This window comes from Bacillus ectoiniformans (assembly GCF_016908875.1).
Classification (GTDB): Bacteria; Bacillota; Bacilli; order Bacillales; family Domibacillaceae; genus Bacillus_BX; species Bacillus_BX ectoiniformans.
Genome location: NZ_JAFBES010000002.1, coordinates 191,173 through 216,054 on the forward strand (window position 1 = coordinate 191,173; position 24,882 = coordinate 216,054).

The 24,882-nt window shown below is 40.8% G+C and carries 31 protein-coding genes and 1 pseudogene; 4 read left to right on the top strand and 28 right to left on the bottom strand.

Going from position 1 to position 24,882, the window contains the following annotated elements; genetic code table 11:
• Window positions 1-79: 79 nt before the first annotated feature.
• The 23 genes and pseudogenes from JOC78_RS04120 to mntR form a co-directional block, all read right to left on the bottom strand.
• Window positions 80-658 (bottom strand): YpmS family protein, encoded by a 579-nt coding sequence (locus tag JOC78_RS04120; RefSeq protein ID WP_204553218.1) that lies wholly within the window; start codon window positions 656-658, stop codon window positions 80-82.
• The gene (locus JOC78_RS04125) at window positions 655-1,455 is read right to left on the bottom strand and encodes an SGNH/GDSL hydrolase family protein (RefSeq protein ID WP_239586987.1); all 801 of its coding nucleotides are present in this window, start codon (window positions 1,453-1,455) and stop codon (window positions 655-657) included. The genes JOC78_RS04120 and JOC78_RS04125 overlap by 4 nt, the downstream gene beginning before the upstream one ends.
• 225 nt (window positions 1,456-1,680) lie before the next feature.
• Window positions 1,681-1,980, bottom strand: a complete 300-nt coding sequence (locus JOC78_RS04130; RefSeq protein WP_204553219.1) for an STAS domain-containing protein — start codon at window positions 1,978-1,980, stop codon at window positions 1,681-1,683.
• A gap of 19 nt (window positions 1,981-1,999) precedes the next feature.
• Complete coding sequence (locus tag JOC78_RS04135; RefSeq protein WP_204553220.1) at window positions 2,000-2,392, bottom strand: ATP-binding protein; 393 nt, start codon at window positions 2,390-2,392, stop codon at window positions 2,000-2,002.
• A complete protein-coding gene (locus tag JOC78_RS04140; RefSeq protein WP_204553221.1) occupies window positions 2,389-2,715 on the bottom strand; it encodes a hypothetical protein in 327 nt (108 codons plus the stop codon). The genes JOC78_RS04135 and JOC78_RS04140 overlap by 4 nt, the downstream gene beginning before the upstream one ends.
• Window positions 2,716-2,728: 13 nt before the next feature.
• Window positions 2,729-3,535: a methyl-accepting chemotaxis protein gene (locus JOC78_RS17920; RefSeq protein WP_476693180.1), complete on the bottom strand. Its 807-nt coding sequence runs from the start codon at window positions 3,533-3,535 to the stop codon at window positions 2,729-2,731.
• Window positions 3,515-4,114 (bottom strand): annotated as a pseudogene (locus JOC78_RS17925) (protoglobin domain-containing protein); the annotation flags it as partial. The pseudogene JOC78_RS17925 and the gene JOC78_RS17920, both read right to left, overlap by 21 nt.
• A 14-nt stretch (window positions 4,115-4,128) precedes the next feature.
• Entirely contained in the window at window positions 4,129-5,637 is a 1,509-nt protein-coding gene (locus JOC78_RS04150; protein WP_204553223.1) for a SpoIIE family protein phosphatase, read from the bottom strand.
• 237 nt (window positions 5,638-5,874) lie between these two features.
• Window positions 5,875-6,717 carry a DegV family protein gene (locus JOC78_RS04155; RefSeq protein ID WP_204553224.1) on the bottom strand — a complete coding sequence of 281 codons (843 nt, stop codon included), beginning with the start codon at window positions 6,715-6,717 and terminating at the stop codon, window positions 5,875-5,877.
• Between the two features lie 170 nt (window positions 6,718-6,887).
• Window positions 6,888-7,682 (bottom strand): ABC transporter ATP-binding protein, encoded by a 795-nt coding sequence (locus JOC78_RS04160; protein ID WP_204553225.1) that lies wholly within the window; start codon window positions 7,680-7,682, stop codon window positions 6,888-6,890.
• Complete coding sequence (locus JOC78_RS04165; protein WP_204553226.1) at window positions 7,657-8,670, bottom strand: ABC transporter permease; 1,014 nt, start codon at window positions 8,668-8,670, stop codon at window positions 7,657-7,659. The genes JOC78_RS04160 and JOC78_RS04165 overlap by 26 nt, the downstream gene beginning before the upstream one ends.
• Before the next feature lie 58 nt (window positions 8,671-8,728).
• Window positions 8,729-9,724 carry an ABC transporter substrate-binding protein gene (locus JOC78_RS04170; protein ID WP_204553227.1) on the bottom strand — a complete coding sequence of 332 codons (996 nt, stop codon included), beginning with the start codon at window positions 9,722-9,724 and terminating at the stop codon, window positions 8,729-8,731.
• 206 nt (window positions 9,725-9,930) lie between these two features.
• Window positions 9,931-10,656, bottom strand: coding sequence for a lysophospholipid acyltransferase family protein (locus tag JOC78_RS04175; RefSeq protein ID WP_204553228.1), 726 nt, complete (start codon window positions 10,654-10,656; stop codon window positions 9,931-9,933).
• Between the two features lie 83 nt (window positions 10,657-10,739).
• Window positions 10,740-11,222 carry a dihydrofolate reductase gene (locus tag JOC78_RS04180; protein ID WP_204553229.1) on the bottom strand — a complete coding sequence of 161 codons (483 nt, stop codon included), beginning with the start codon at window positions 11,220-11,222 and terminating at the stop codon, window positions 10,740-10,742.
• A gap of 17 nt (window positions 11,223-11,239) precedes the next feature.
• Entirely contained in the window at window positions 11,240-12,196 is a 957-nt protein-coding gene (locus tag JOC78_RS04185) for a thymidylate synthase (protein WP_204553230.1), read from the bottom strand.
• Window positions 12,197-12,268: 72 nt separating this feature from the next.
• Window positions 12,269-13,042, bottom strand: a complete 774-nt coding sequence (locus JOC78_RS04190) for a class I SAM-dependent methyltransferase (RefSeq protein ID WP_204553231.1) — start codon at window positions 13,040-13,042, stop codon at window positions 12,269-12,271.
• A gap of 44 nt (window positions 13,043-13,086) precedes the next feature.
• Window positions 13,087-13,521, bottom strand: a complete 435-nt coding sequence (locus JOC78_RS04195; RefSeq protein ID WP_204553232.1) for a BrxA/BrxB family bacilliredoxin — start codon at window positions 13,519-13,521, stop codon at window positions 13,087-13,089.
• Window positions 13,522-13,524: 3 nt separating this feature from the next.
• The gene (locus JOC78_RS04200) at window positions 13,525-14,664 is read right to left on the bottom strand and encodes a conserved virulence factor C family protein (protein WP_204553233.1); all 1,140 of its coding nucleotides are present in this window, start codon (window positions 14,662-14,664) and stop codon (window positions 13,525-13,527) included.
• Window positions 14,665-14,724: 60 nt separating this feature from the next.
• Window positions 14,725-16,608 (bottom strand): ABC-F family ATP-binding cassette domain-containing protein, encoded by a 1,884-nt coding sequence (locus JOC78_RS04205; protein ID WP_204553234.1) that lies wholly within the window; start codon window positions 16,606-16,608, stop codon window positions 14,725-14,727.
• On the bottom strand, window positions 16,609-17,247 hold the full coding sequence (locus JOC78_RS04210) for an HD domain-containing protein (RefSeq protein ID WP_204553235.1): 639 nt from the start codon (window positions 17,245-17,247) through the stop codon (window positions 16,609-16,611).
• A complete protein-coding gene (locus JOC78_RS04215) occupies window positions 17,240-17,734 on the bottom strand; it encodes a hypothetical protein (RefSeq protein ID WP_204553236.1) in 495 nt (164 codons plus the stop codon). The genes JOC78_RS04210 and JOC78_RS04215 overlap by 8 nt, the downstream gene beginning before the upstream one ends.
• Window positions 17,735-17,834: 100 nt before the next feature.
• Window positions 17,835-18,512: a class I SAM-dependent methyltransferase gene (locus JOC78_RS04220; protein ID WP_204553237.1), complete on the bottom strand. Its 678-nt coding sequence runs from the start codon at window positions 18,510-18,512 to the stop codon at window positions 17,835-17,837.
• Between the two features lie 155 nt (window positions 18,513-18,667).
• On the bottom strand, window positions 18,668-19,087 hold the full coding sequence (gene mntR, locus JOC78_RS04225) for a transcriptional regulator MntR (RefSeq protein WP_204553238.1): 420 nt from the start codon (window positions 19,085-19,087) through the stop codon (window positions 18,668-18,670).
• A gap of 301 nt (window positions 19,088-19,388) precedes the next feature.
• Between mntR and cspD the strand changes: the two genes are divergently transcribed.
• Window positions 19,389-19,589, top strand: coding sequence for a cold-shock protein CspD (cspD, locus tag JOC78_RS04230; RefSeq protein ID WP_204553239.1), 201 nt, complete (start codon window positions 19,389-19,391; stop codon window positions 19,587-19,589).
• 43 nt (window positions 19,590-19,632) lie between these two features.
• Here cspD and JOC78_RS04235 read toward each other — a convergent pair whose 3' ends face one another.
• Window positions 19,633-19,812 (bottom strand): zinc-finger domain-containing protein, encoded by a 180-nt coding sequence (locus JOC78_RS04235; RefSeq protein WP_204553240.1) that lies wholly within the window; start codon window positions 19,810-19,812, stop codon window positions 19,633-19,635.
• 36 nt (window positions 19,813-19,848) lie between these two features.
• The gene (locus tag JOC78_RS04240) at window positions 19,849-20,502 is read right to left on the bottom strand and encodes a reverse transcriptase-like protein (protein ID WP_204553241.1); all 654 of its coding nucleotides are present in this window, start codon (window positions 20,500-20,502) and stop codon (window positions 19,849-19,851) included.
• A 104-nt stretch (window positions 20,503-20,606) separates the two neighbouring features.
• Here JOC78_RS04240 and JOC78_RS04245 point away from each other — a divergent pair, with 104 nt between their 5' ends.
• From JOC78_RS04245 to JOC78_RS04255, 3 genes are all read left to right on the top strand, one after another.
• Entirely contained in the window at window positions 20,607-21,278 is a 672-nt protein-coding gene (locus JOC78_RS04245; RefSeq protein ID WP_204553242.1) for a queuosine precursor transporter, read from the top strand.
• 91 nt (window positions 21,279-21,369) lie between these two features.
• Window positions 21,370-21,762, top strand: a complete 393-nt coding sequence (locus JOC78_RS04250; RefSeq protein ID WP_204553243.1) for a ribonuclease HI family protein — start codon at window positions 21,370-21,372, stop codon at window positions 21,760-21,762.
• Window positions 21,763-21,764: 2 nt separating this feature from the next.
• Window positions 21,765-22,667 (top strand): DMT family transporter, encoded by a 903-nt coding sequence (locus JOC78_RS04255; RefSeq protein WP_204553244.1) that lies wholly within the window; start codon window positions 21,765-21,767, stop codon window positions 22,665-22,667.
• Between the two features lie 64 nt (window positions 22,668-22,731).
• On the opposite strand, the gene JOC78_RS04260 is transcribed toward JOC78_RS04255, so the two are convergent.
• The 3 genes from JOC78_RS04260 to JOC78_RS04270 form a co-directional block, all read right to left on the bottom strand.
• The gene (locus JOC78_RS04260) at window positions 22,732-23,004 is read right to left on the bottom strand and encodes a DUF6123 family protein (protein WP_338023165.1); all 273 of its coding nucleotides are present in this window, start codon (window positions 23,002-23,004) and stop codon (window positions 22,732-22,734) included.
• A gap of 21 nt (window positions 23,005-23,025) precedes the next feature.
• Entirely contained in the window at window positions 23,026-23,943 is a 918-nt protein-coding gene (locus JOC78_RS04265; protein WP_204553245.1) for a 5'-3' exonuclease, read from the bottom strand.
• 107 nt (window positions 23,944-24,050) lie between these two features.
• A complete protein-coding gene (locus tag JOC78_RS04270) occupies window positions 24,051-24,881 on the bottom strand; it encodes a sulfurtransferase (protein WP_204553246.1) in 831 nt (276 codons plus the stop codon).
• Between the last annotated feature and the right edge of the window lies 1 nt (window position 24,882).

A 24,882-nucleotide genomic window follows, 5' to 3' on the forward strand; every position in this document is an offset into this window, starting at 1 on the left:
TTATTTTAACTTGTTTTTTTAAAAAGGGAAAAGATAATGCATTTTGGCACGAAAAAAGAGAGGGAATCCCCTCTCCTTTTTATTCATTCATCGGCACCATTAAAGTAAATTGGATGTCATCTTTTTCTAGATCCATACGGTCCGCTTTGACTTTTAAATCGCTTTTCAGTTCCATTTTATCTAATGAAACATAAATCATTTTGTCATTCGGCATGATTTTCACCCACTCAGGGAAGTTATAAGAATCTCTTGCTGCTTTTAATACGTAGGATACCGGAAGTTTAATCTTGCCGATGGTCATGTCATCCTGCTCTAAAACAACATTGCCGTTTTTCAGTGCTTTAGGAATGAATGTCAGCTTATACTCCAATCGTTCAGAAAAGACGGGCACTTCACCGTAAAGTTCCACTTTATCACGCAAATACACATTGTAGTCTACGGGGCTCCCGGCCTTTTCTTTTTCAATGTATGTTTTAATGACGCGGTTTAAATCTTCTTTATTGGACTGTACATGGAATTCAACCGCATCCTCTACAGGAGTCGCTTTAGGAACAGGATCATCCTCAATAGGAGAAAGAAGTCCGATAACAAGAAATAATATAATCGCTGCATTTACTGCTAATAAAATGAAAAAACTTAGTTTCCAAAACCTTTTCATTCTGTACCCTCCCTTGCAAAAATAATTTTTTGATTCGTTAAGTCTTCTAATGGTTTACCGTTGATGGATTCAAAAATACGGTCAGCCATTAATTCATATCCACGGTCATTGGGATGGAACTGATCAATATAAAAAAGATCCTCGCGAGTATTTAAGAAGATATCCTCTATCATTACAAACCTAGTTCTTTCATATTCTTGTAAGGTTAATTCACTGGCTGCATTCCAATCTTTCATAATACTTTCCACTTCCTGAACGTCCTCAAACACCTTAAGAAAAGGATTATATAGACCAATTAACACGATACCCGCATTTTTATTATGCTGTCTGACCGTTTGAATGGTATGGTGCAAACGTTCTTCATATGATTTCCGCTGCTTCGTAAATTCTTTTACATTGAGTTTCGTAATATTCTCTTTAAATACCTTCATCACATCATTGCCGCCGATTGTAATAACAACCATATCCGCTCGTTTAATAGTGTGAATGACTTCTTTTTGCTGAAGACGCTCAAGGAGCTGATCTGTGCGGTTGCCTTTTACTCCGTAATTAGTGAACGAAGCATCTTTCACTTCTGGCAAAGTCTCCAAATGTTTCTCTAAATAAGGAACATATCCGCCTTTGTCGGTACTGTCTCCCACACCTTGCGTTAATGAATCGCCAATGGAAACGACTCGCAAATCTTTTGGAACCATTTTTTTCGGCGCTTGATCTTCGTTTGTAAAATCCTCCAAGCTCATCGTACATCCGCTAAGTATGAACAGAAAAGCGCAGAGAATGACCAAAATCTTCTTCAAGTCTTTCACCCCGCTGTTTTTTTCTCATCACATTATAGCATATTCATAGGACGGAAAAAGAAATACGTCTTCATTTTTATGATGACAATAGGAAGAATTATTTTTCCTTACAGCCGGACACAGCTCTAAGAAATGAACAGATATTTATCTTCAGTATTAGTACCTTATTTATTGATGATTTTCCCTTAATAAAAAAACTCCAGTTCTTAGACTGGAGAGTACTCTTTAAGCTATTTTTAAAAATTGATCCATTTTACATATTTCAAACAGAGTGACAATATTCTCAGATACACCTTCTGCGGATAAGTTCTTATCTTTATATGGATATAACCATTTAATTAAAAGACTGATTCCTGTACTGTCTATAAACTCCACTTCGCTTAAATTCAAAACGACTCTTTGAGCGGATTCAATAGCCTTGGATAAATCTTTGATCGTTTTTTCAAGAGACCGGCATGTTTCAAAGTTTAAATCTGTATGAAATGTAATCACTATTGCTTGATCTGTCTGGATTTGAGAAATCATAGGTTTCTCCCGCCTTCCATTATCTTCTTTCTATTACAATGTATGTTTTTTTTCCTGCTGAATCAAATTTCAACTCTTTTGAATATTGTTTGACCAAAAAGAGCCCTCTATATCCTGCATCTTCACATGATGGTTCACAATCCATATATGCTCCCCAATTAAACCCAGCTCCGAAATCCTCAATTGTTATTTGCACATCGGCTTCTGCTGTTGCTAATTCCACCGATACCATTTTCTCAGGATCTCCTGAGTACTTATATATATTGGACAGCATTTCCCACAGCACCAATTTTGTCGCAAAGAAACAAAACGATTGTGGAGGAACTTCTGTTTCTAAAGATTGAAGCAAACCATCAACATTATTTGAGATGGCGCCTTCACAAACCAAAGAAAATTCAGCTAATCGTTTCATTTTTTTATCTCTTGCATTTTAAAGAAAATCGACTTTAAAAACGGGTTAACATAATGATCTTCATGTTCTAAACGATACAGCTGGCTCCATAAGGAGTTATACATCGCTTTGTCATTTTCCGGTACGCAAGTGACGAAATTTCTTTGTAAATGCATAAGTCGAAATTTGGCATGATTTCTTTCTGCTGCTTCATTCTTTAATTGACCCATATCAATTTTAATGATGATCTCATTCGCTTCATGTAAAAGTGATTTTGTCATCTGTTCGAGCGACGTGTAAGTTTTATCTCCATATTTTAAGCGTAGTCCTGAACGGTCATCCATAATTAGGCTCCTCTTATTCGTTCTTATTAAACTTATCGGATAATTCTCCGTTAATGTACGTTAGCTGTTCAGCAAGTTCTGACATTTGCCGCGATGAATTCGTTATTTCTTTAAATGTTTCTTCAAAGTTATTGACAACTGCTCTAAATTCGCTGATTTTTTCTCCATTTGATTTCACATTTTCCACTGAATCATCAAAGATCGTTAATACTCTCTGGTTTGTTTCCGTCAGCATGCCTGTCTCAGAAACAATGGTTTCGAATGCGTGATCAAACTGAATAATGGTTTGCTGAACCGAACTGATCTGGGTTTGGATGGAATCTAAGGCTTTTTCCGTTCCATTGGCCAATTTGCGAACTTCAGAAGCTACAACAGCGAACCCTTTTCCGTGCTCACCTGCTCTGGCTGCTTCAATGGTCGCATTAAGAGACAAGATGTTCGTCTGATTAGAGAGCCCCCTAATTGTACTGACCACTTCTCCAATCACTTTAGAAGAAGCCGTCAGTTCTTCTGTCAGTTTAATAGTAGAGGTCACTAATTCAGCCACATGGTCTACTTTGTTTAAAGCTGATATTAATTCCGTTTTTCCTGAACCCACTTTATCTACCAGATTGGAAGTATCATTTTGGATATCAACAAAATGTTCGAGCATTCTCTCTACATCATGTTCTTTCTGAGTAATAATAGCCGTTGTTTGTTCTGTGCTTGAGGCTAGTACATGAGAAGATTCATTCAGTTTTTGCTGCAGTTCTTCAATTTCATTTAACTTCATCATGGAAGACGTAAAAGATTCAATATAGGTATTGATGGCAATTTGCATGTCAAAAGAGCATAGCTTATGAAAGGCTCCATATATTCGCAATACTTCATCAGTAGAGGACAGTTCTTCAGAAAGCATTTTTAACACTTCCTCTTGAATAAGGGTGTAAGCCCCGATGTACCATTCCGGAAAAAGATTGATTCGGTTGTGAACGTTTCCAATAATTTTTCTTCTTATAACATACTCCTGGCCTACTTCTCCAGAAACCATATCCAATAAATAAGCTTCTAATGTATTTTTTAAGCGGTCCAATGTAGAATTGCTTTTTATAATTTGCATAAGATGAGGAACAGTTTCCAGCTGCTGATAAAACCGATCTACTACTCTAGAGGCATTTTTCTCAAATAAAGGCTTAGCTTCTTTAAGAATGTGAAGGGTTTGCTCGTCCAACCCGATAAAAACAACCTTTAGCCGCTCGTCGCTTGACATCAGCTCTTGGAAAGATTTTTTTATTTGCGCTGACGATTGAAAGGATGATACAGCCTCCTCTTTTTCGATTTCATTTTTTTGATCTTTTTTAAAAAAAGTAAAAGCTCCTGATTCGTTTTTTACTAATGAATGGAATGGACATTTTTTCATGGACTTACTCCTCCTTATTGATCAAACAAATCGATCTCAACTATGCAAATGTCATCTAATAGATGATCTTCACTTTGCGCCCACTCTTCTTTCAGTTCACTGATAATTGAAATGGCTCTATTAGACATGCTTTCTTTTAGCTTTAAAATTCCTTCGGCTATGGTGATACCTGCATTTTCAAATAATCCGTCTGTATACATAACTACTTTTCCCGGAGCGTTAAACGAGAACGATTTTAGTTTATAATCTTGTTGGACTAAACCTGCTGGAAAATAATCAGATGACAATTCATAAATCTCCTCATCAACGGATAACAACGCTTGTGGATGCCCAGCATTTACATAATGTATTTGTTTTGTTTCAAAATCAATCGTCATACAAATTCCGGTGAAATAAAACGGAGTCAATGTGTCCGAGTTTCTCATTTCATTCACAAATCTCTCTAGACGATCCATGATTTTTATCGGATTGCTTACCCTCGTCATTAAGCCTGGCAGTAAACTTCTAATCCCCATTGTAATTAAACTTGATGGCACTCCGTGGCCCATCACATCGATTAAGATCACGTTGTAGCGATTACTCCCCGCCTGATACCATGCGCATAAATCTCCTGATAGTTTCTTTGATGCTTTATAGAAGTGCCGGAATGATATTTGTTCGTTCACGAAAGACACTGGCATCAGTGTTTCCTGAATTTTTTGCGCTAGTTCCAACTGGCTGTCCAGTTGCATCTCACGTTCTTTTTGTGTCGTAATATCAAGGCTAAAAGAGACATATACTTCTCTTCCATACTCATCCGCAAGAGGAAGGATATTCGTATCAGTCCAAAACACATGACCTTTTTTTCCAATATGCTTCCATTGGCTGTTCCATATTTCTCCATTCTTCAAGGTTTGGTATACGCGCATATAGTAACTTTCGGAATAAACCCCTTTATTGGTAACTTGAAAATCTTTATCAGATAACTCCTCAAAAGAATAACCCGAGATTTGGCAAAAACGGTCGTTCGCGTAGATAATTCTTCCCCGACTGTCTAAAATGATGACTAGCATAGTTGCATGAGTGGAATATTTTAAATAATTTAAGACATTGGTATCTTCTCTTAATTTTCTCGTTAACCGACTCTGTCTTCTTGCCATTTTCATTTTATTTATTATTTCATCTCTATGTAACGAACCGTTTACTAAATGATCCGCTCCAAGAACAAAGTTATTAAGAGAATCATTACGAGTATTCAAGAAAATCATGGGAACTTCGTGAAAATAAGGATGCCTTTTTATGTCGTTGCGAAATTCCATAACTTTATCCACATGGTCTTCAAGGTCTATCACAATAAAGTCAATTTCATATTCACTTTTCTTATTTGATTCATCCTTATTTAAGCCAGTTAATGAACGTGATAGAATGAACTCTAATTCGCTGAACTCTCTAGCCTTATATATTGCTCTTACATTCACATTACATGCCATTTCCTCTATTTTATCTAATAGACTTTCATTCTTGCTAAATAAAATAACGGCCATGATAATTCCTTTCCTGTTTATAATCAATTAACACTTTACCGTTAGTCCATTAAAAGTTTTAATTGTAGGTATAGATCGTCAAATAGGCGTTTTAATCAATTGCGAAAGTTTTGTTCTGTTGCTACAAAGTGTACCATATTTACATCCAACAAGAGAAAATAATTCCAATATTTTTATGAACAAAAAGACCTAGATATCTCTACAGAGTAATCTAGGTCTTCTGTTTGTTCATAATTTTTATTTCGCCCAATACATGATACTGACAGCGCCGATCCCTGTGTGGGTTGAAATAATAGGTGTCGTTGTTTCGATTTCAATTTGATCAAAACCAGTCATTTCTATTACTTTGTCTCTTAATTTAGCAGCTAATTCAGGTCCGCCCGCATGCACCATGGCCATTTTTATAATTTCTTTATCTTTGAGCTCTTCAGCAATTTGGTTAGAAAGAAATTTCACAACCTGAGAATGGCTGCGAACCTTAGTCACAGGCACTAGCTCAGCTGTATCTAGATTAAGAATAGGTTTAATGTTTAACAGCGCCCCGATAAACCCTTTCGCTTTGCCAATACGGCCGCCTTTGACTAGATTTTCAAGAGTATCCACAACTATATATAGCTTGCTTTGTTCTCTGATTTCTTCTAAGCGGCTGACGATCTCTTCCACCGATTTGCCCTCTTGCGCCATTTTTGCTGCTTCCACTACTTGAAAAGATAGCGCTTTTGAAATGTAGCAAGAATCTATGACAGTTACATCCGCATCACTCATTTGAGCCGCTTGTTCCGCTGACCGAACCGTCCCGCTCATTTTGCCTGTCATGTGGATTGAAATGACTTGGCTGCCATCCTTGCCTAACTCATTGTATGTCTCTAAAAAACGGCCAACCGGGGGCTGTGAACTTTTCGGCAGTTCTTTCGCATTTTTCATCCGTTCAAGAAATTCATCAGGAGAAATCTCCACTGCATCAAGGTATGATTCTCCATCTATGTAAATGGTTAAAGGAACTCGGACAATTTCATACTTTTCTAGCACTTCTGCTTTTAAGTCAACGGCTGAATCTGTCACAATTTTAATTTTTGACATTATTCCACATCCTAACTGTACAATCAATCTGTTGATATTATATCGTTAATTACCACAGATTTAAATAATATTTTACTATATTATCCCCCATTCAATGGCTTCTCACACTATTTTAACGTAAGTTGAACTATTTTTATCCAAAAAAAGAACGAAGAGTAATCTCCGTTCGTTTAAGCCAACAATGAGCGGTCGCTGACGAGCGATTCACCGCGAATACGCTGGAATTCTGATAATAATTTTTCCACCGTCAGCTGAGGTTTCTCTGCTTCAGAGGCTTCAAAAATGATTTTCCCTTTATCCATCATAATCAGACGGTTGCCAAGATCAATGGCTTGCTGCATATTGTGAGTGACCATCAAAGTCGTCAGTCCAAAGGCAGAAACAATTTCTTTTGTTAGATTCGTAATCAGTTCCGCACGGGCAGGATCTAGCGCTGCCGTATGTTCATCCAAAAGCAAAATTTTCGGTTCAGTGAAAGTTGCCATTAATAGAGAAAGCGCTTGGCGTTCCCCTCCAGAAAGCAAGCCAACTTTTGCCTGCAGACGGTTCTCTAACCCTAAATGAAGCATTTCCAGTTTCGTTTGAAAAAGCTCTCTTCTTTTTTTCGTGACACCGAAATTCAACGTTCTAGGCTTCGTGCGGTTATAGGCTAATACAAGGTTTTCTTCAATTGTCATTGTCGGAGCTGTTCCTGCCATTGGATCCTGAAAGACACGGCCAATTTTTCTGGCCCGCTTATGTTCAGGCATTCCAGTCATATTCGATCCGTCGATCATCACTGTTCCAATATCCGGCTCTATTTTTCCAGAAATAATATTCATCAGGGTTGATTTCCCTGCTCCGTTACTGCCTATGACGGTTACAAAGTCACCAGGATTAAGCTGTAAGTTTAATTGATTGATCGCTACTTTTTCATCCGGTGTTCCTTCATAAAAAACTTTATAGATCTGATTTAACTGCAGCAACGCTTTCACCCCGATTCACTAACACTTTTTCTTGTAATCTTTTCTTTTTTCTCATAGCTGCTTTTTGTTTCTCGACCATTTTAGGAACGACTAAGGCAAATATGACAATGACGGCTGTAATTAACTTCATATCCCCCGTTTCTAAAAATTCGACGCGCAGCGCGAGCGATACAATAATTCGATATAGCACCGCACCAATTAACACCGCTAATGTCGCTCTGACAATAGAAGAACTGCCTACGACTGCTTCTCCGATGATGACCGAAGCGAGGCCAATGATAATCATGCCGATCCCCATGCCGACATCACTAAAGCCGTTATACTGAGCAATTAAAGCGCCAGAGAACGCCACTAAGCCATTTGATATTCCAAGACCAAGCACTTTTAGCCAGTCTGTGTTAGCAGAAAAACTGCGGATCATTCCGTCATTATCTCCTACTGCACGCAAGCTGAGCCCAATCTCCGTTTTTAAAAACAAATCGACTGTCACTTTGATCAATAGAGCAAGCACTAGCATCGTCACCATAATTCCCCAAGTAGAAGGAATATAGGCTTCTAACCCCATTGAAGTGAAAAGAGAAGAAATACCGGAGTCGATCCCTAAGCTTTGCCAGAAAGCAGATATTTTTGTCATGACTGTTTCTTCGGCCAAAAGCGGTACATTGGGTTTATCCATAATTCTTAAATTGATTGAGTACAAGGCAATCATCATTAAAATGCCAGAAAGCAAAGGGTTGATCTTTCCCTTGGTATGAAGAATACCGGTCACACATCCTGCTAAAAAGCCGGCTAGAAGCGCTGCAACAGTTGAAGTGAAAGGATTCACTCCTGAAGTAATCATAATAGCCGCTACGGCCCCGCCAGTAACAAAGCTTCCGTCGACAGTTAAATCAGGAAAGTCGAGAATTCGAAAGGATAAATATACGCCTAGTGCCATAATGGCATAAATGACTCCAACTTCAACGGATCCAAATATGGCTGTAAACATGATGATGTTCCTCCTAATTGCTAGAAGGAGCGCTAAAGTTCAAGCGCTCCTATCTATGTTATTTTGCAAATTCAGCTTGATCTTTCCAGCTGTCTTTTATTTCGATATCCATTTCTTTTGCCGCTTTTTCGTTAATCATTAACTTTAAGTTAGCAGGAGGCTGAACCGGCAGATCTGCTGGTTTTTTCTCCCCTTTTAACACTTGTGCTGCCATTTGCCCTGCTTCATAGCCGATATCATAGTATTCAAACCCGTATGCTGCGAAGCCGCCGCGTTTAACGGAATCCAATTCTCCGACAAACAGCGGAAGGTCTTTATCATTGGCGACTTGGATTACAGATTCAAGCGCAGATACGACTGTGTTATCAGTAACAATGTAAATCATGTCCGCTTTTCCAGCTAACGATTCAGCCGCTTGCTTCACTTCAGAAGAAGTAGACACAGTCACTGGAACCAGTTTCAAACCGTTTTCTTTCATTACTTTTTCTACGGATTCCACTTGAGCCACAGAGTTTTGTTCCCCGGCATTATAAATGACACCCACGTTTTTGCCTTCAAATTCTTTCGCCATAAACTCAATCGTATTTGAAATCGCTTCTGGATGAAGGTCCGTGGTTCCGGTAATATTGCCTCCTGGTTTCTTTGGATCCTTCACTAAGCCAGCTGCAGCCGGATCTGTTACTGAAGTGAAGATAATTGGAATCTCCTTCGTCGCATTTAAAGCCCCAGTTGCACTTGGCGTAGAATTAGCGAAGATGAGATCCACTTTATCGCCCGCAAAGTTATTAGCGATCGTTTGATTATTATTTTGATCCCCTTGAGCTACCTGTACATCATATTCCGCTTTAATGCCTTCATCTTCTAAAGCCTTTTGAAAACCTTTATAGGCATTGTCCAATGAAGGATGCTCAACAATTTGAGTCACGCCAATTTGAAACGTGTCTTCTTTTGATCCTGCAGCCTCAGATTTCTCTTTCTCTTCTGTTCCGCAGGCACTCAGTAATAGTGCTGTTGCCATACCGTAGGCGAACATGCTTTTCATTTTTACCTTCATCCATAATCTCCCCCTGCTTGTTTTCTCTACTTGCTTTAGTACTTTCATCTGATAAAATATGTCCTTATTATGCGTAAATAATATCAGAAAAGCAAGTATTTTCTGAAAAATATTGATAATTTTTGTTCTTTAACAGGCATATCCTCATATGACAATGTCTCTTCCAAGTAAAAAGAACTCTGCTACGGGCGGCAGAGTCCTTTTTTTCACTTATTTTTTTCTTTTAAAACCGTATCTATTTGATTGCGCACTAATTCTGCAGCTTCTTTTAAATCCAGTGAGTCAAACATTTCCGGCTCTACTGGAGGCAATACATATATATATATTTGACTCGGAGAAAGCTTTCGCCGGTTATGCTTTTCAAAAATGTCTGAGCTTCCCTTAATAGCAATCGGAACAATTGGCACGCGCGCCTCTTTCGCCATTCTAAAGCCGCCCGATTTAAACGGCTTCATCTCTCCCCCTTGACTCCTCGTGCCTTCCGGAAATATTAACAGGGAACGACCGCTTTTTAATAAACTTGCACCGTCTCTTAATAGCTTCACCGCATCACGACGATCTTGCCTGTTGATATACAAACAATCTAAATAGTTCATCCAGTCTCTGACTAACGGAAACTTCTTCATTTCCACTTTTGAAATAAATCCAAATGGCTTATCGATATGTCCAAGCAGTGCAGGAACATCAAAATCGCCTTCGTGGTTTGCAACAAGAAGAACAGGGCCGTCCGGGATATGATGCTGCCCTTCTATATGCACAGAAGATCCTGTTTGCCCAACGACTGACCTTGCCCACCGTTTCGGAAGAGCATGGTCGAACTTCTCCCCATCGGAATCCTTCGCTTGTTTTACTTTTTTATTTTTCCTTAAAGCTGGAATCGTGCCGATTAACGTCACTATTATAAATCCAAAGAAATAAATTAATCTAATCATTCATAGCCTCCTGAAAATTGCGCGTCTACTGGATGAGTGTCTCAGAAAGATTCCAAGAGTGATGAAGAAACAGCTTTCATCGGCTATTTCTTCTCATAGATCCGAAAATAGTAATCATACGGATTCTTTTCGTTTTTCAGGCCCTTCTTTTCTGAAATCAGGGTCCATTGATTCCAGTCCAATGGCGGAAAATAGGTGTCGCCTACAAATGCTTCGTCTATGACTGTCACATATAGCCGCTCAGCAAAAGGAAGCGTCTTTTTAAAGATTTCTGAACCGCCCGTAATAAAAAATTCATCTGAATCCGCCGCTTTTTTCCAAAGCTCATCTAAAGAGTGAACCACTGTGCAGCCTTGTGCTTCATAGCTGTAATCGCGTGTTAAAATAATATTTTCCCGTCCCGGAAGCGGTCTTCCGATTGATTCAAACGTTTTTCTTCCCATAACAATGGGAGATCCCATCGTTGTTTCTTTAAAAAACTTTAAATCCTCCGGCAGCTTCCACGGCAGCTGATTGTCTTTTCCTATAAGTCCGTTCTTATCCATCGCCCATATAAATGAGATCATTCTCTGCATGCCCCTTTCTATACCGCCACTGGTGCTTTAATGCCAGTGTGCGGGTCATAGCCAACGAGTGAGATATCTTCCAGTTCAAACTCAAATACAGATGTTTTTTCTTCATTAATCTTTAATTCAGGCAATGCCTTGGGTTCCCGAGCCAGCTGCTTATTCACTTGCTCGAAGTGATTCGTATAAATATGTGCATCTCCAAGGGTATGAATAAATTCTCCAACCTTCAGCCCGCATTCATGAGCAATTAAATGAGTCAGGAGCGCATAGCTGGCAATATTAAACGGCACGCCTAAAAACACGTCGCCAGAACGCTGATACAGCTGACATGATAACTTGCCTTCTGATACATAAAACTGGAACATCGTGTGACATGGCGGCAGAGCCATTGACGGAACATCTTCAGGATTCCAGGCCGATACGAGCAGCCTCCTTGAATCTGGATTCGTTTTGATCGTCTCAATCACATCTTTTAACTGGTCAATCGTATCGCCGGCTGAAGTTGTCCATGCTCTCCACTGGCTTCCGTAGACATTGCCAAGTTCCCCGTATTGAGCGGCAAACGCTTGATCTTCAAGCACATTTTTCTTAAAGATCTCCATTTGCTCATCGTACTGCCGTTTAAATTCTTCATCCTTCAAAGAACGCAGACCGAAATCTGTCATATCTGGACCTGTGTAATCAGCGCTTTCTACCCAGCTTTTAAACGCCCATTCATTCCAAATATTATTATTATTTTCTAGTAAATAGCGAATGTTGGTATCGCCTTTAATAAACCATAAAAGTTCACTGACAATTAATTTAAAGGGAATTCTTTTCGTCGTCAAAAGGGGGAACCCTTCATTTAAATCAAATCTCATTTGATGGCCAAATATTGAAACTGTTCCTGTGCCGGTCCGGTCTTCTTTTTTTGCCCCCTGGTCTAAAATATGGCGGCATAAATCCAAGTACTGCTGCTCGTTTCTACTCAACTCTTTCCCTCCAAACAGAATTTGATCGCTATGATCTCAATCTCACACGCTGACTGATGTAAAAAAATAGACTTACTGACAATCAATAACACCAAAGTGAAAAGCGGAAGACGGGCGCTGAAGCTGATGAAAACCCAGCGTTTCAAATCGGGAAGACCGAAAATGATCCTTTAAAATCACCCGTTTCTTCGCTACTCTCTGTGCTTCTGTCACCGTTTGTGCTCTAAGCGGTTCATACAAGGCCAGCCCCCGCAGCTTATCTATTCCTTTTGAAGAAATCGCCTCTTCAAACATTGGGTCAAAATAAACCACGTCATAAGAGTCGTCAGGAAGGGATGCAAGCATATCTTCAAACCGGCGATTAACCACCTGGATTCGATGCATGGATTCTTTCAGTTCCTTAAAAGGAGCCGGCCATTGCTTTAAGCCATCCGACACGATATAAGCCAGAACAGGATTGCCTTCTACACCGGTTACTTTACCGTTTTCACCCACAATGCAGCTCGCTGCAATACTATCTGAAGCTAGTCCAAGTGTGCAATCCAGAAAGGACATCCCAGCAGTCAGCCCTGCCGCTTCAATTAAAGGATCTCGTTCTCCTCTGATCATCCGCTTGAGCCGGAACGAAGCAGAATTGGGATGAAAAAAGAAGGGCTCCTCTATTCCGCTCAGATGAACTTCCATTCTCTCTTTTGCTACAACTATACAATCACTATTGTATTGCTCTTGCAAAGCGACAATCGAACGTTTATTTCTTTTGACATAAGGCAGCCCCAGCTCTGATGACGCTGTAATCGCTTTAGTTATAACGGTTTCATTCGTTCTTGCAGAAGTTGTAATAATCATAATTTCTCCCATAAAAAAGGATGTCCCGAAAGACATCACTTTTTTTATTTGCCAAGCTGATCAAATGCATTCGTTAAATTCGCAATAATGGCGCCCATATCTTGTCCTTCAATTTGTTCTCTCGGAATAAAATGAACCACTTCTTGGCCTTTTAACACGGCCATTGATGGAGAAGAAGGCTCATATCCTTCAAAGTAACTGCGCATTTCGGCTGTCGCTTCTTTATCCTGTCCAGCAAATACCGTCACTAAATGATCGGGAGCTGATTCATGCATGCTTGCTTGAACAGCTGCCGGTCTAGCAAGTCCCGCCGCACAGCCGCAGACGGAATTGATGACTACTAGCGTAGTTCCCTCAGTCTGTTCCATAAATTCAGTTACTTCTTCTTTTGTCAGCAATTCTTTAAAGCCGGCATTGGTTAATTCCGCTCGCATCGGAACCACCATTTGGCGCATGTACTCTTCATAAGCGTTTGTCATTTTTTATTCCTCCAATTGGTTGGTTTCTCTTGCTTGTGTCATTTGCTTCCACACAGAGCCTTTCGCTTCTTCTCCGCCTTTTATTCGTTCAATTGCCATTTTCACTTGCAATTTCACTTCAAATTCCGGATCATCTTCTGCGGCAGTAAGCGCAGGCAAAGCAGATTCATCAGCGGTTTCATATAAGAACATGGCAGCGCGCCAGCGGACAATCTTGCTTTTATCCTTTAGCGCTTCACACATGACGGCCGCTGCTTCTTCAAATCCAAGATCTGATAAGCAGTCTCCTGCTGTTCTGCGAACCGTAACCGTCGGATCTTTCATTGCCTGATATAATAGAGGCAAGACGGTTCGATCCTCAATCATCCCAATATAGACGACGGCCAATCTGCGGATCGCTGGTTTGCTGTCTTCAAGTGCAAGCTTCAAGACCTCCAGATCATCAAGCGCCGGATTTTCCATTTGTTCGAGCAGCTGATAGCGTCTGCGCCAATCCGGCTCTGACTCCCACATTTTCTTCGTCAGCTTAATGCCTCTCCATTTAGCATCTTTCACTGGAGTACCCGTTTCAGCGCCTTCTGCTAATGCATCGACACGTTCTTTCGGATAGGCAGCGATCAATTCTTCAATTGTCTCTTTGCCGATCTCCTCCATTTCACCGTAACGTATGCCAAAATCATGCCATTTCCTTTGCAGAACATAATTGTCCTCTTTTTGCTGCGCGCGTTCGAAGGCTTTCATAAAGTAATCTGGCAAGGCGTACCGTTTTTCTTCATCAAAAGCGGTCAGCTTCAACTGCAAAGGAATCCCTTTAAACATTTGAATCGAAGCCTGCACTTCTCCGAAGGCTTCTTGAGCAGCATCGGCTCCTGAACCTTCCGCTTCCCCTTCTCCAAACACTTCGCGGACTTTCGGAAGGATGAGCTGCCAGTCAATTTTACCCGTGCGTTCCACAGCTAAAAAGTCGGCTACATGGTACACGCCCTTCACTCCATCAATCTGCAGAATCGATTGAATTTGTTCTGGTGCGCCTTCTGTCTGCCCCGGTTTATAGTTCGTGCTTTTCCCCGCCGGCAGCTCTTCATTTAAAATGACCTTCATCGTATTTGGGCTTGGTGTCGGTTCAATTTTCAATATTTGCATGCAATCGCCCCTTTCCTCTAACTATCTGTCGCCATTTTAACATACCCGCTTACTTTTTTCTCAATCGGCAATTTCTGATAGATAACTCCAGCGTTCTATTAAGGCTTCAAGCTCTTCATTCAGCCGCTCTAATTCTTCCGTCAACTGCTGCGCTTGTTCGAAATCACTTCCGGCTTTCTCAAGTTCAGCTTCCGCTTCTTCAATCCGCTGTTCTGTTTTCTCTATTTTCTCATCTATGCTTTCCCACTCACGCTGTTCGTTGTAACTGAGCTTTTTCTTTTTTGTTTTTTCTTTCTTTTCAACAGGCTTCACTTCTTTAACCGCTTGGGTTGCAGCTTTCTCTTTTGCCTGCTCTTGCTCCATATACTCCGAATACGACCCGTAATACGTTTCGATCACACCGTCTCCCCTAAATATTAGCAGTTCACTCGCTGTTTTATCCAGGAAATAACGGTCATGCGATACCGTAATGACCACACCCGGAAACTCTTCCAGGTATTCTTCTAGCACCGTTAATGTTTCTGTATCTAAGTCATTGGTCGGTTCATCAAGCAGCAGCACATTGGGCTGAGTCATTAATAGCTTCAGTAAATATAATCGGCGTTTCTCTCCGCCTGAGAGCTTGCGGATCGGTGTGCCGTGCGAATGCATGGGAAATAAAAATCGTTCGAGCATTTGCGGGGCGGAAATCGTCTCCCCTTCTTTGGTCGTCACGACTTCGGCTGTTTCTCTAATATACGCAATCATGCGCATATTTTCGTCCATATCGCTTCGCTCTTGCGTGTAATAAGCAATTTTAACCGTTTGCCCGGTAATCATTTCGCCTGAGTCAAACGGCATTCTGCCAGACAATAAATTCATGAAGGTGGATTTGCCGCTTCCGTTTTTGCCGATGATCCCTAAACGGTCACCGGGCTTTAACAATAAATCAAAATCTTTTAGGATGACTTTATCTTGAAAGGATTTACTTGTATTCTTTAATTCAAAAACTTGCTTTCCAAGACGGGCGCCTTTAATGGACAGGTCCACCTGCTCTTTTTTCGGGCCTTGTCCCAGCTGGCCTTCAAGCTGGTCAAACCGGTCAATTCTTGCTTTTTGTTTCGTCGTTCTTGCTTTCGCCCCTCTTCTCATCCAGGCCAATTCTTTCCGGTACAGATTTCGGCGCTTATCTTCAGCTGCTGATTGCTGTTCTTCACGCTCCGCTTTCAACGCGATATAATCCTGATAATTGCCTTTATAGGCATATAATTGTCCCCCGTCAAGTTCAAACATCCGGTTCGTCACTTTATCAAGGAAATAACGATCATGAGTCACCAGCAGCAAGGCACCTGGGTATTTAGCCAAATATTCTTCTAGCCACTGAATCGTGTCAAAGTCTAAATGGTTGGTTGGCTCGTCTAAAATCAGTAAATCAGGTGTCTCAATTAACACTTGCGCAAGTGCGACTCGTTTTTTTTGTCCGCCTGAGAGTTCACCGATTTTTTTATTGAAATCTTGAATGCCAAGCTTTGTCAGGATCGCTTCGGCATTCGTATTGGCTTCCCATGCATCCAGCGCATCCATTTGTTTCTGCAGCGCAAATAACGTTTCAGCAATGGCTTCATTCTCTGGATCTTTTTCCAAACGCTTTAACGTATGTTCATATGATTTTAATAACTGAATCACGGGTGCTTCACTTTGAAAGATTTGGTCCATCACCGTCAAGTCATGATCCAGTTGTGGTTCTTGCTCTAAATAGGCAATGGAATAATCACTTGGAGCCACCAGTTCCCCGCTGTCCGGCAAATCTTTTCCGGCCACAATCTTCAATAAACTGGATTTTCCCGTACCATTAACGCCTATTAAACCTGCTCGTTCTTTTTCTGCAAGAGTAAAAGTAATCCCATTAAATAATGTTTTTTCTCCATAGGATTTCGTCATTTCATTTACAGTTAACATTCTCATCTATTGATTCCACTCCCGCATAAATTGCTGTAAAAACTGCTCCATAAACTGATGCTTTTCTCTAGCCAATTTCTTGCCTGTCTGCGTATTCATCAGCCCCTCGAGTTTAAGAAGTTTTTCATAAAAATGATGAATAGTCGACGACTGTCCGTTTCGGTATTCCTCTTCCGTCATTTCTTCTCTTGCCTGCAAGGAAGAATCATAGAGCGGACGCCTCTTCTTTCCTCCATACGCGAATGCTCGAGCAATGCCGATCGCGCCCATTGCATCCAGCCGGTCGGCATCTTGTACGATCCTTGCTTCAATAGAATTCACCGGCTGCCCGTTTCCGCCGCGGAACGAGATCGTATGAATAATCTCGTCTATTTTATCTAGCTGCTTTGCTGTAATAGGCAAGGTTTGAAGCAGCTGATTCGCTTGTCTGTCTCCATGCTCTAGAATATCACAAAGCTTGTCATCCGGCAGTTCATGCAGTAAAGCTGCTAATTCAATAACGATGCGGTCTTCCGCCTTTTCTTCTTCTGCTATGTAAATGGCTAATTTCCTTACCCGGTCTATGTGCTGCCAATCATGGCTGCCTTCTGTAGATTCGAAGAGATCTTTTATATACTTCTCTGCTATTTTAATTGCATCATGCATGGGCCAGACTCTCTAACGTGTGATAAATAAAATCAATAAACTCTTCCATCTCTTCGATCATTTCCTCCGTAATCTCACGGTTAAAATCCATCCGCCATTCGTTGGCCACACCTGATAGATCGGACTCGATCCGTCTTCTTTCAACCAGCCGGTCTGCACCCCATAAGACATCTAAACAAGACATTTGCGCGTCTGAAAAATCAGGCTCCAACCCCCTGTATACCACTTCTAAATAGGCTCCTGGCATAGAAGAAGAGGTATTTAGTAATTCACCGGCCATCTGTTTGAGTGTGGCATACAGTCTCACTGTTACTTGGCATTCAGACTCTTTTGTGAGGGCGAACGTGATAGTGGTCTCGCGTGATAAACTGGCAAGGTCCATCTTATCCGTTCGATTCAGTATCACGACTTCCCCCGCTAAATCCTTATCATATACCTCCGCCTGCAAAATAAATTTCAGATTTTCGTACGCGGTTGGATCAAACACCATACCACCTCATTTTTTAGAATCTAGGCATCGGATGAAACCTCTATGAAAAGGGGCTCCACCCTTATGCCATATATGTCTCTAATGCTATTATCTTTAATTATTTTTTACAGAGCATGAATACGGTAATAAAAGTTAAAGCTTGCTTCAGTTCTTTCGGTAGTGATGCGGTCAAATCATCACTCACCCCTGATTTATATACATACAGTTCGTCAATTGTTTCAAATCCGCTCTGATTCGCCAATTGTTTAAACTCCCAAGGCATCATCGTGTTCATAATCACCGGTTCGCCTGATAAACGGCCATAGCTGTTCGCCCGAGGCCCTGCAGTCGGTCCTAGTATAGCTACGCATGCTTTTCCTGAAGGCTTTAATACTCGCTTTATCTCTTCTAAAACGTCACTGGGCTTCTCTGTCCATTCTAAAGAATTGATCGCCATAATGGCATCTAATTCACCGGCTTGAAACGGCAAATCCTGCAGATCGCCTTGGCGAAAAGCAAGGCATTCATGCTGATTCTTTGAAGCCAATTCAACCATCTTTTCTGATAGATCGACTCCAGTCACTCGAAATCCGCGTTCAGCTAATTTATAGGCGCCATATCCGTCTCCGCAGCCTAAGTCAGCTACATATGAAGAGGCCTCTACATGTTTTTCAACAAAAGAACAGATGTCTTTCCTGCTTCCCTCTTCCCACATATTAATGCTCTTCGCATGCCAATCAGCAGCTTTCTCATCCCATTTTACCTTTGTTGTTTCATTCCATTCCGTCTGTTTCATCTTTTCTCCCCCTTTTCTCTTCTATTTTACGTGAGAAGATGTAAGGGGAGCAATAAAAACGCCAGCTTCCGTTTGTTCCGGACAACTGGCGATTAAGCTCCTACCGCTAATGTTCAAGATGTATAAAAATAAAAGACGCCAGTTTCCTGACGAATTTATTCTTTATTATTCTTATCAATGGCACGCAATTGCTCAACTCGCGCCGGATTCTCATTAAAATATTCAATCAAATCCGCTATCCGATCGATAGAATCCCAGCTAAGGTGATGTTCAATTCCTTCAACATCGTCATAGATATGCTCTTCTTTCACACCGATCATCCGCAGAAATTGCTCTAATAAATCATGCCGTTCCACTAATCGTTTGCCTACTTTTTTTCCTTCAGGAGTTAAAACCAGCCCGCGATAGCGTTCATATACTAAATAATCGTCACGATCAAGCTTTTGCACCATTTTTGTTACTGATGACGGATGAACCGACAATGCTTCAGCAATATCAGATACACGTGCATAGCCTTTGCGTTCTATTAATAAAAAAATTTGTTCTATGTAATCTTCCATGCTAGGTGTAGGCATAAACTTCCTCCCGAAATTCACTCATCATTAAAAGTTTACTAAAAATGAGCGCATTGTACAAGGTTTAGTATCTATCGCTCTTAAATAATCTAAATGTTGTAACACATTGGCTAAGAGCGGACAGGATTATTTTCTTTTACTTGCGAAGACACTTCCCTTTTCGAATTCTTGACCCAGTTTTTGCAATGTTGTATAATGGCAATATCACTAAAGTTTCTGAAAAAGAAGTATTTGGTGGTAAATATTTTGATTTGAGTACATTTGACAAATGTGCTTCGAAGATTTAGGAGGATTCATTAATATGCAAAACGGTAAAGTAAAATGGTTTAACAACGAAAAAGGTTTCGGTTTCATCGAAGTTGAAGGCGGAGAAGATGTATTCGTACACTTCACAGCTATCGAAGGTGACGGTTACAAATCTCTAGAAGAAGGCCAAGAAGTTTCTTTCGAAATCGTAGAAGGAAACCGCGGACCTCAAGCTGCTAACGTTAACAAACTTTAATATTAACTAAAAGCATAGCAAGCCGGCCAATTGGCCGGCTTTTTTATTTGGAAAGCTGATCGCCACAGCGTTTAAGCTTTTCCCCTACTGTACACTTGGAAATACAAAATTTATGTGCATATGCTTTTCCATGCTCTTTTCGAAATGTTGCTTTTAATAAGCATTGATCACAGTATGTTTGAAGCAGGTCTTCCACTTCTAAATACAATTGTTTCCTATCCAAACATGTCACACCTTTCAATAGGACCTCTCTTTTTTTCTACTCTATGACCGAGTGGCTGTTTACATATGTTCCTTCTAGCGCTTGGGTGGCTAACTTATCCGCCTCTTTATTTTCCTTTCTGTCAATGGGATTGTAAAGAGGTGCAATTCCCATCGCCTTAACCTTCAATTCGATCCGGTCAAGCCACGTGTTAAGCACTTCTTCATAACAAGGCCATTCTCCTGAGAGCTGCTTTAACACGACATTTGAATCGCCAAAGATTGTGACAGGCACTTGTTTCACACCTATTTCTTCTAGCATCATGACTCCTCTGTGCAGCGCCGCATACTCTGCTTCATTATTTGACTCCAGCTGCATTAATCGTTCATTCATCCGAACTCGGTAGTTTTTATCATTCTTTTTATAATAAATCACTACCCCAATACCCGCTTCATTTAAGGAAAGATTATATCCCCCATCAAAGAAAAGCTGCACATCTGACGGCTCTTCATCAAGCTGTTTATCCAGTTTCGCAAACTCTTTAAGTGTCCATTCATTATGCAATTCATCCATAATCGATAATGTTTTTACTCTTCCTGTCTTTTGCAGATCATTCACGATCGGAAGAACTTCACTTTTTTCCATCCAATCCGATTCAAAATCTGTCTTCCGTCCTTTAAAAGAATACGTCCATTTGATTTTCATTTTCATGTTCAGCCCTTCTTTCTTATTGACCATTTGTTTTGATTTTGTATAATGAACGTTGTACTTTATCTTATGATAGATCAAGCATTATTCATGCAGGGAGGTCACACATGTTCAACGAATGGTTTGGAGTCCTTTTCGTTATTATTAACTTTACTATATTTTTAGCGATGTATCGAATGTTTGGCCGGACTGGCTTATATGTTTGGATTGGCACAGCCACTATTTTAGCCAACCTGCAAGTCGTTAAAACAATTGAAGTCTTTGGATTGACAGCGACACTCGGGAATACGATGTATGCGACAGTCTTTTTGGCCACAGACCTATTAAATGAGCGTTATGGAAAAGAGGCAGCCAGAAAAGCCGTGTGGCTGGGCTTTTTTACTTTGCTGATGATGACGGTCATTATGCAAATGGTGCTAGTCTTTGAACCCCATCCGTCTGACTTTGCTCAAGGATCGATGGAACAGCTATTCGGCCTTATGCCGCGCATTGCTATTGGAAGTCTAGCAGCCTACTTGGTCAGCCAGTTTGCGGATGTATATATCTTTTCTTATTTAAAAAATAAATTTCCAAAAGAATCTCAATTTTGGATTCGCAACAACGGCAGTACGATGATCAGCCAGCTTCTTGATACACTTGTATTTACAAGCATTGCGTTTATCGGCGCTTTTCCAGCTGATGTATGGCTTGAGATCTTCCTGACAACTTATCTGCTTAAATGGCTGATTGCATTAGTGGATACTCCATTTGGCTATATCGCGAAACGATTTCCTAAATAGATATACTGCTCCTCTCGGGGTAGTATATTTTTTGTTGCAAGCATTGGAATTATTCCGTAAAATTTACAGCTATGGGACAGGAGGAATTATGATGTATGAGGTGTATACAGATGGAGCAAGCAAAGGGGATCCCGGTTGGGCTGGAGCCGGCATTTTCATCAAAAATAATGGAGAAGTCAAGCGATATTCCTTTCCTCTTGGAATGAAAGATACACATGAAGCTGAATTTATAGCAGTCATCAAAGCTTTAGAAATTTTGAGCGAGCTAGAGGCGGACACTATTTCACTCCGAAGTGATTCTCAAACCGTCGTTCAAGCCATAGAGAAAGAATATATTCATAAACAGTCTTATAAGCCATTGCTCGAGCAAATATTGACCTTATCTAAACAATTCCCATTGTTCTTCGTCAAATGGGTGCCTAGTAAAGAAAATAAAGCTGATGCTTTGGCTCGTCAGGCTATTCAGTTGAATGAGGAGACATAATCATGAAATGGTTGGCAGATGTATCTTTATTATTTGTGGCTTTTATTTGGGGAGTGACGTTTGTCATTGTTCAAAATGCCATTGCCGTATTGCCCCCGCTTTTATTTAACGGGCTGCGGTTTTCGCTTGCTGCTGTTATTTTACTAGTCATTCTGGCCTTTCGAAAAGAGGTTCGCTTGTTAACGAAAGAGACATGGAGGAATGGCGCGATTCTTGGTGTCTGCCTGACTATAGGCTATGCCTTTCAAACGATTGGATTATTATACACCACCGTTTCAAAAACGGGATTCATCACCGGACTGAGCGTCGTGCTTGTCCCGATCCTAGCATTTATTCTGCTCAAAAAACAGCCCTCAGCAAGTGCAATGCTCGGATCATTGATGGCCGCTACCGGTCTTTATTTGCTGACAAATGGCAGTGCGGGAAGCTTTAATATCGGTGACTTTTTTGTATTAATCTGCGCATTCGGGTTTGCTCTACATATTATTTTTACAGATACTTACGCTAAATCATCGTCTGCTCTGGCGCTGACTTTCGTCCAAATTTTGTCTGTAGCTATCTTTTGTTTGCTTGGAGGATTCGTAATGGAAGATTGGCAGACAGCGCTAACGGCGGCTAATCTTGGCCAGTTTTCAGTGTGGTCTGCATTATTTATTACGGCCATATTAGCAACCGCACTGGCATTCTTTATCCAAACGTATGCCCAAAAATTCACTTCTCCGACTCGAGTAGTGCTTATTCTAGCGATGGAGCCCGTGTTTGGTGCGATCACAGCTTACTTGTGGATTGATGAACGATTGTATGCGGCCGGATTTGCAGGATGTTTATTCATCTTCTTCGGTATGCTGCTGGCAGAATTGCCTATCCAAAGGATGTTCTTTTCCAAGTCTGCCCTGCATAAATAAAAGAGTAAAAGCACCATGCAAATCCGCATGGTGCTTTTACTCTTTCGTTCTTTTACTCTACTACTTACAGTAATCCTTGCGTTTTTGCATAATAAATCGCCTCGTGCCGTTCGGAAATCTTTTGCTCTTTCAAACGTTCTAAGATAGACAGAAAAAAACTGCTGTCGAAGTGCTTTTGAACTTTTAATGTGATTTCCACCGCAGCCGAAACCATTTCATCAGTGGCATCAGTAAATTTTTTTCCGAAATAAATAAAGGCAATCATATCATCCGTGAACTTAAACCCTTTGCCTTCAAGTGTCATTAAGAAATCCCCAATACTTTTATCTTTCTCCACTTCGATCCCCACCTAAGCTGTTTATAAAAAAGGGCTTCCGATTTCACTCTGGTTTAATGCCATTTTAGCCCCTATTAAATATTTTCTTAACACTTTCAATTCTAATTCTTCTACCGCTTCTTCTGCTTGTGGGCTGATGCCTTCCCATATCGACTCTTCAACCTTCCAATCAAGCGGAACAGAACAATTCACTTCTGCAAGTCTTCTCGATAAATGAAGCATATCTAAATTCTCTTCGATTTTCCGGCGCTGCGCGGGAGATAAAGAAGCAAGATTTTCCAATATGCCATCGATTGTTTCAAATTGCTGAACAAGCTTAAACGCCGTTTTTTCACCAATTCCTTTTACTCCAGGATAGCCGTCACTTGGATCTCCCATTAATGCTTTCACATCAATAAACTGTTCCGGCGTAATTTGGTATTGTTCATAGAAGCTTTGTGTGGAATGGGTTAAATAATTGCCGAACCCTTTTTGAAGCAGCATGACTTCAATTTGATCATCAAGAAGTTGTAATAGATCCTTATCACCGCTTAGAATCGTCACCTTTCTTTGCCTTTGTTCCTTTTTGGCAATCGTGCCGATGCAATCATCCGCCTCATAGCCTGCTACACCAATGTTTGGCAGTGCAAATGCGGAAGCTACTTCTTTCGCCAAATCAAACTGGGGGATTAATTCGATTGGAGGTGCGTTTCTATTCGATTTATATAAATCATACAGTTCATTTCTGAATGTCTGGCTTCCCATATCCCAGCACACGGCAACATGAGTCGGCCGTTTATTCTCAACCGCTAATAATAAATGCTTCATAAATCCTTGCACGCCATTTGTCGGCAAGCCTTTGGAGTTCATCATAAATTGGCCGCTGATCGACGTCGCAAAAAACGCCCGAAATAATAGGGCCATTCCGTCTACTAATAATACATGTTCTCTATTTTCCATCTTGTCACCTCAAGGCATATCATATCATAATTTGCTAGTTCTTAAGAACCTTCTTTCCAATTGCTCAAAAAAAGACGCTCCGTTTTCACAACGGACCGTCTTTTTGGCTATTTCTTCGCAATCGGCAACTCTTCATAAGAAGACCAATCACTATAACTGCCAGCATACAATTTTACATCCTGGAAGCCGGCTTGCTTTAATGCCATAATATTCGGCGTAGCAGACACGCCTGATCCGCAATAAACAACGACAGGCTTGTTTTTATCGAGTGAATCGAATCTTTTTTGCTGCTCATTGGGTTCTTTCCAGAATGCCCCTGTTAAACCTTCTAGAAAAAAGTGATTGACGGCGCCTGGAATATGGCCAGGCACACGGTCTAATGGCTCCACTTCCCCGTTGTACCGTTCAGGCGCCCTGGAATCTATTAATTGTCCGTCTTTTTCACCTGAAACGATGCTCTTCACCTCATCAATAGATGCCAGCCATTCCTTATTTAGATTGACTGTAAATGAAGCTGAACCCATGTTAGGGATCTCGCTCGTCACTTCGTACCCTTTCTTCGCCCACTCTTTAAAGCCACCGTCTAAAATATGAACATCCGGGTGGCCAAGGTAAGAGAGCAGCCACCAAAAGCGGCCTGCAAACATCATCTCTCCTGAGTCATAAGCGACGACTTTTTTCGTTTCATCAATCCCAAACGATTCAACCAGCTGTTTGAAATCCTCCATTGCCGGAAGCGGGTGCCGGCCGCCATGAGCTTGCTTTACACCCGAAAGATGACGGTCCAAATGAGCGTAGTATGTACCAGGAATATGACTTTCCTGATACTCCTTTTCCCCCACTTCAGGATTAGCTAAATTAAATCTACAGTCAACAATGACCAGCTGTTCATCACCTAAATGCTGAGACAGCCACTCTAATGATACGATGGGCTTCATT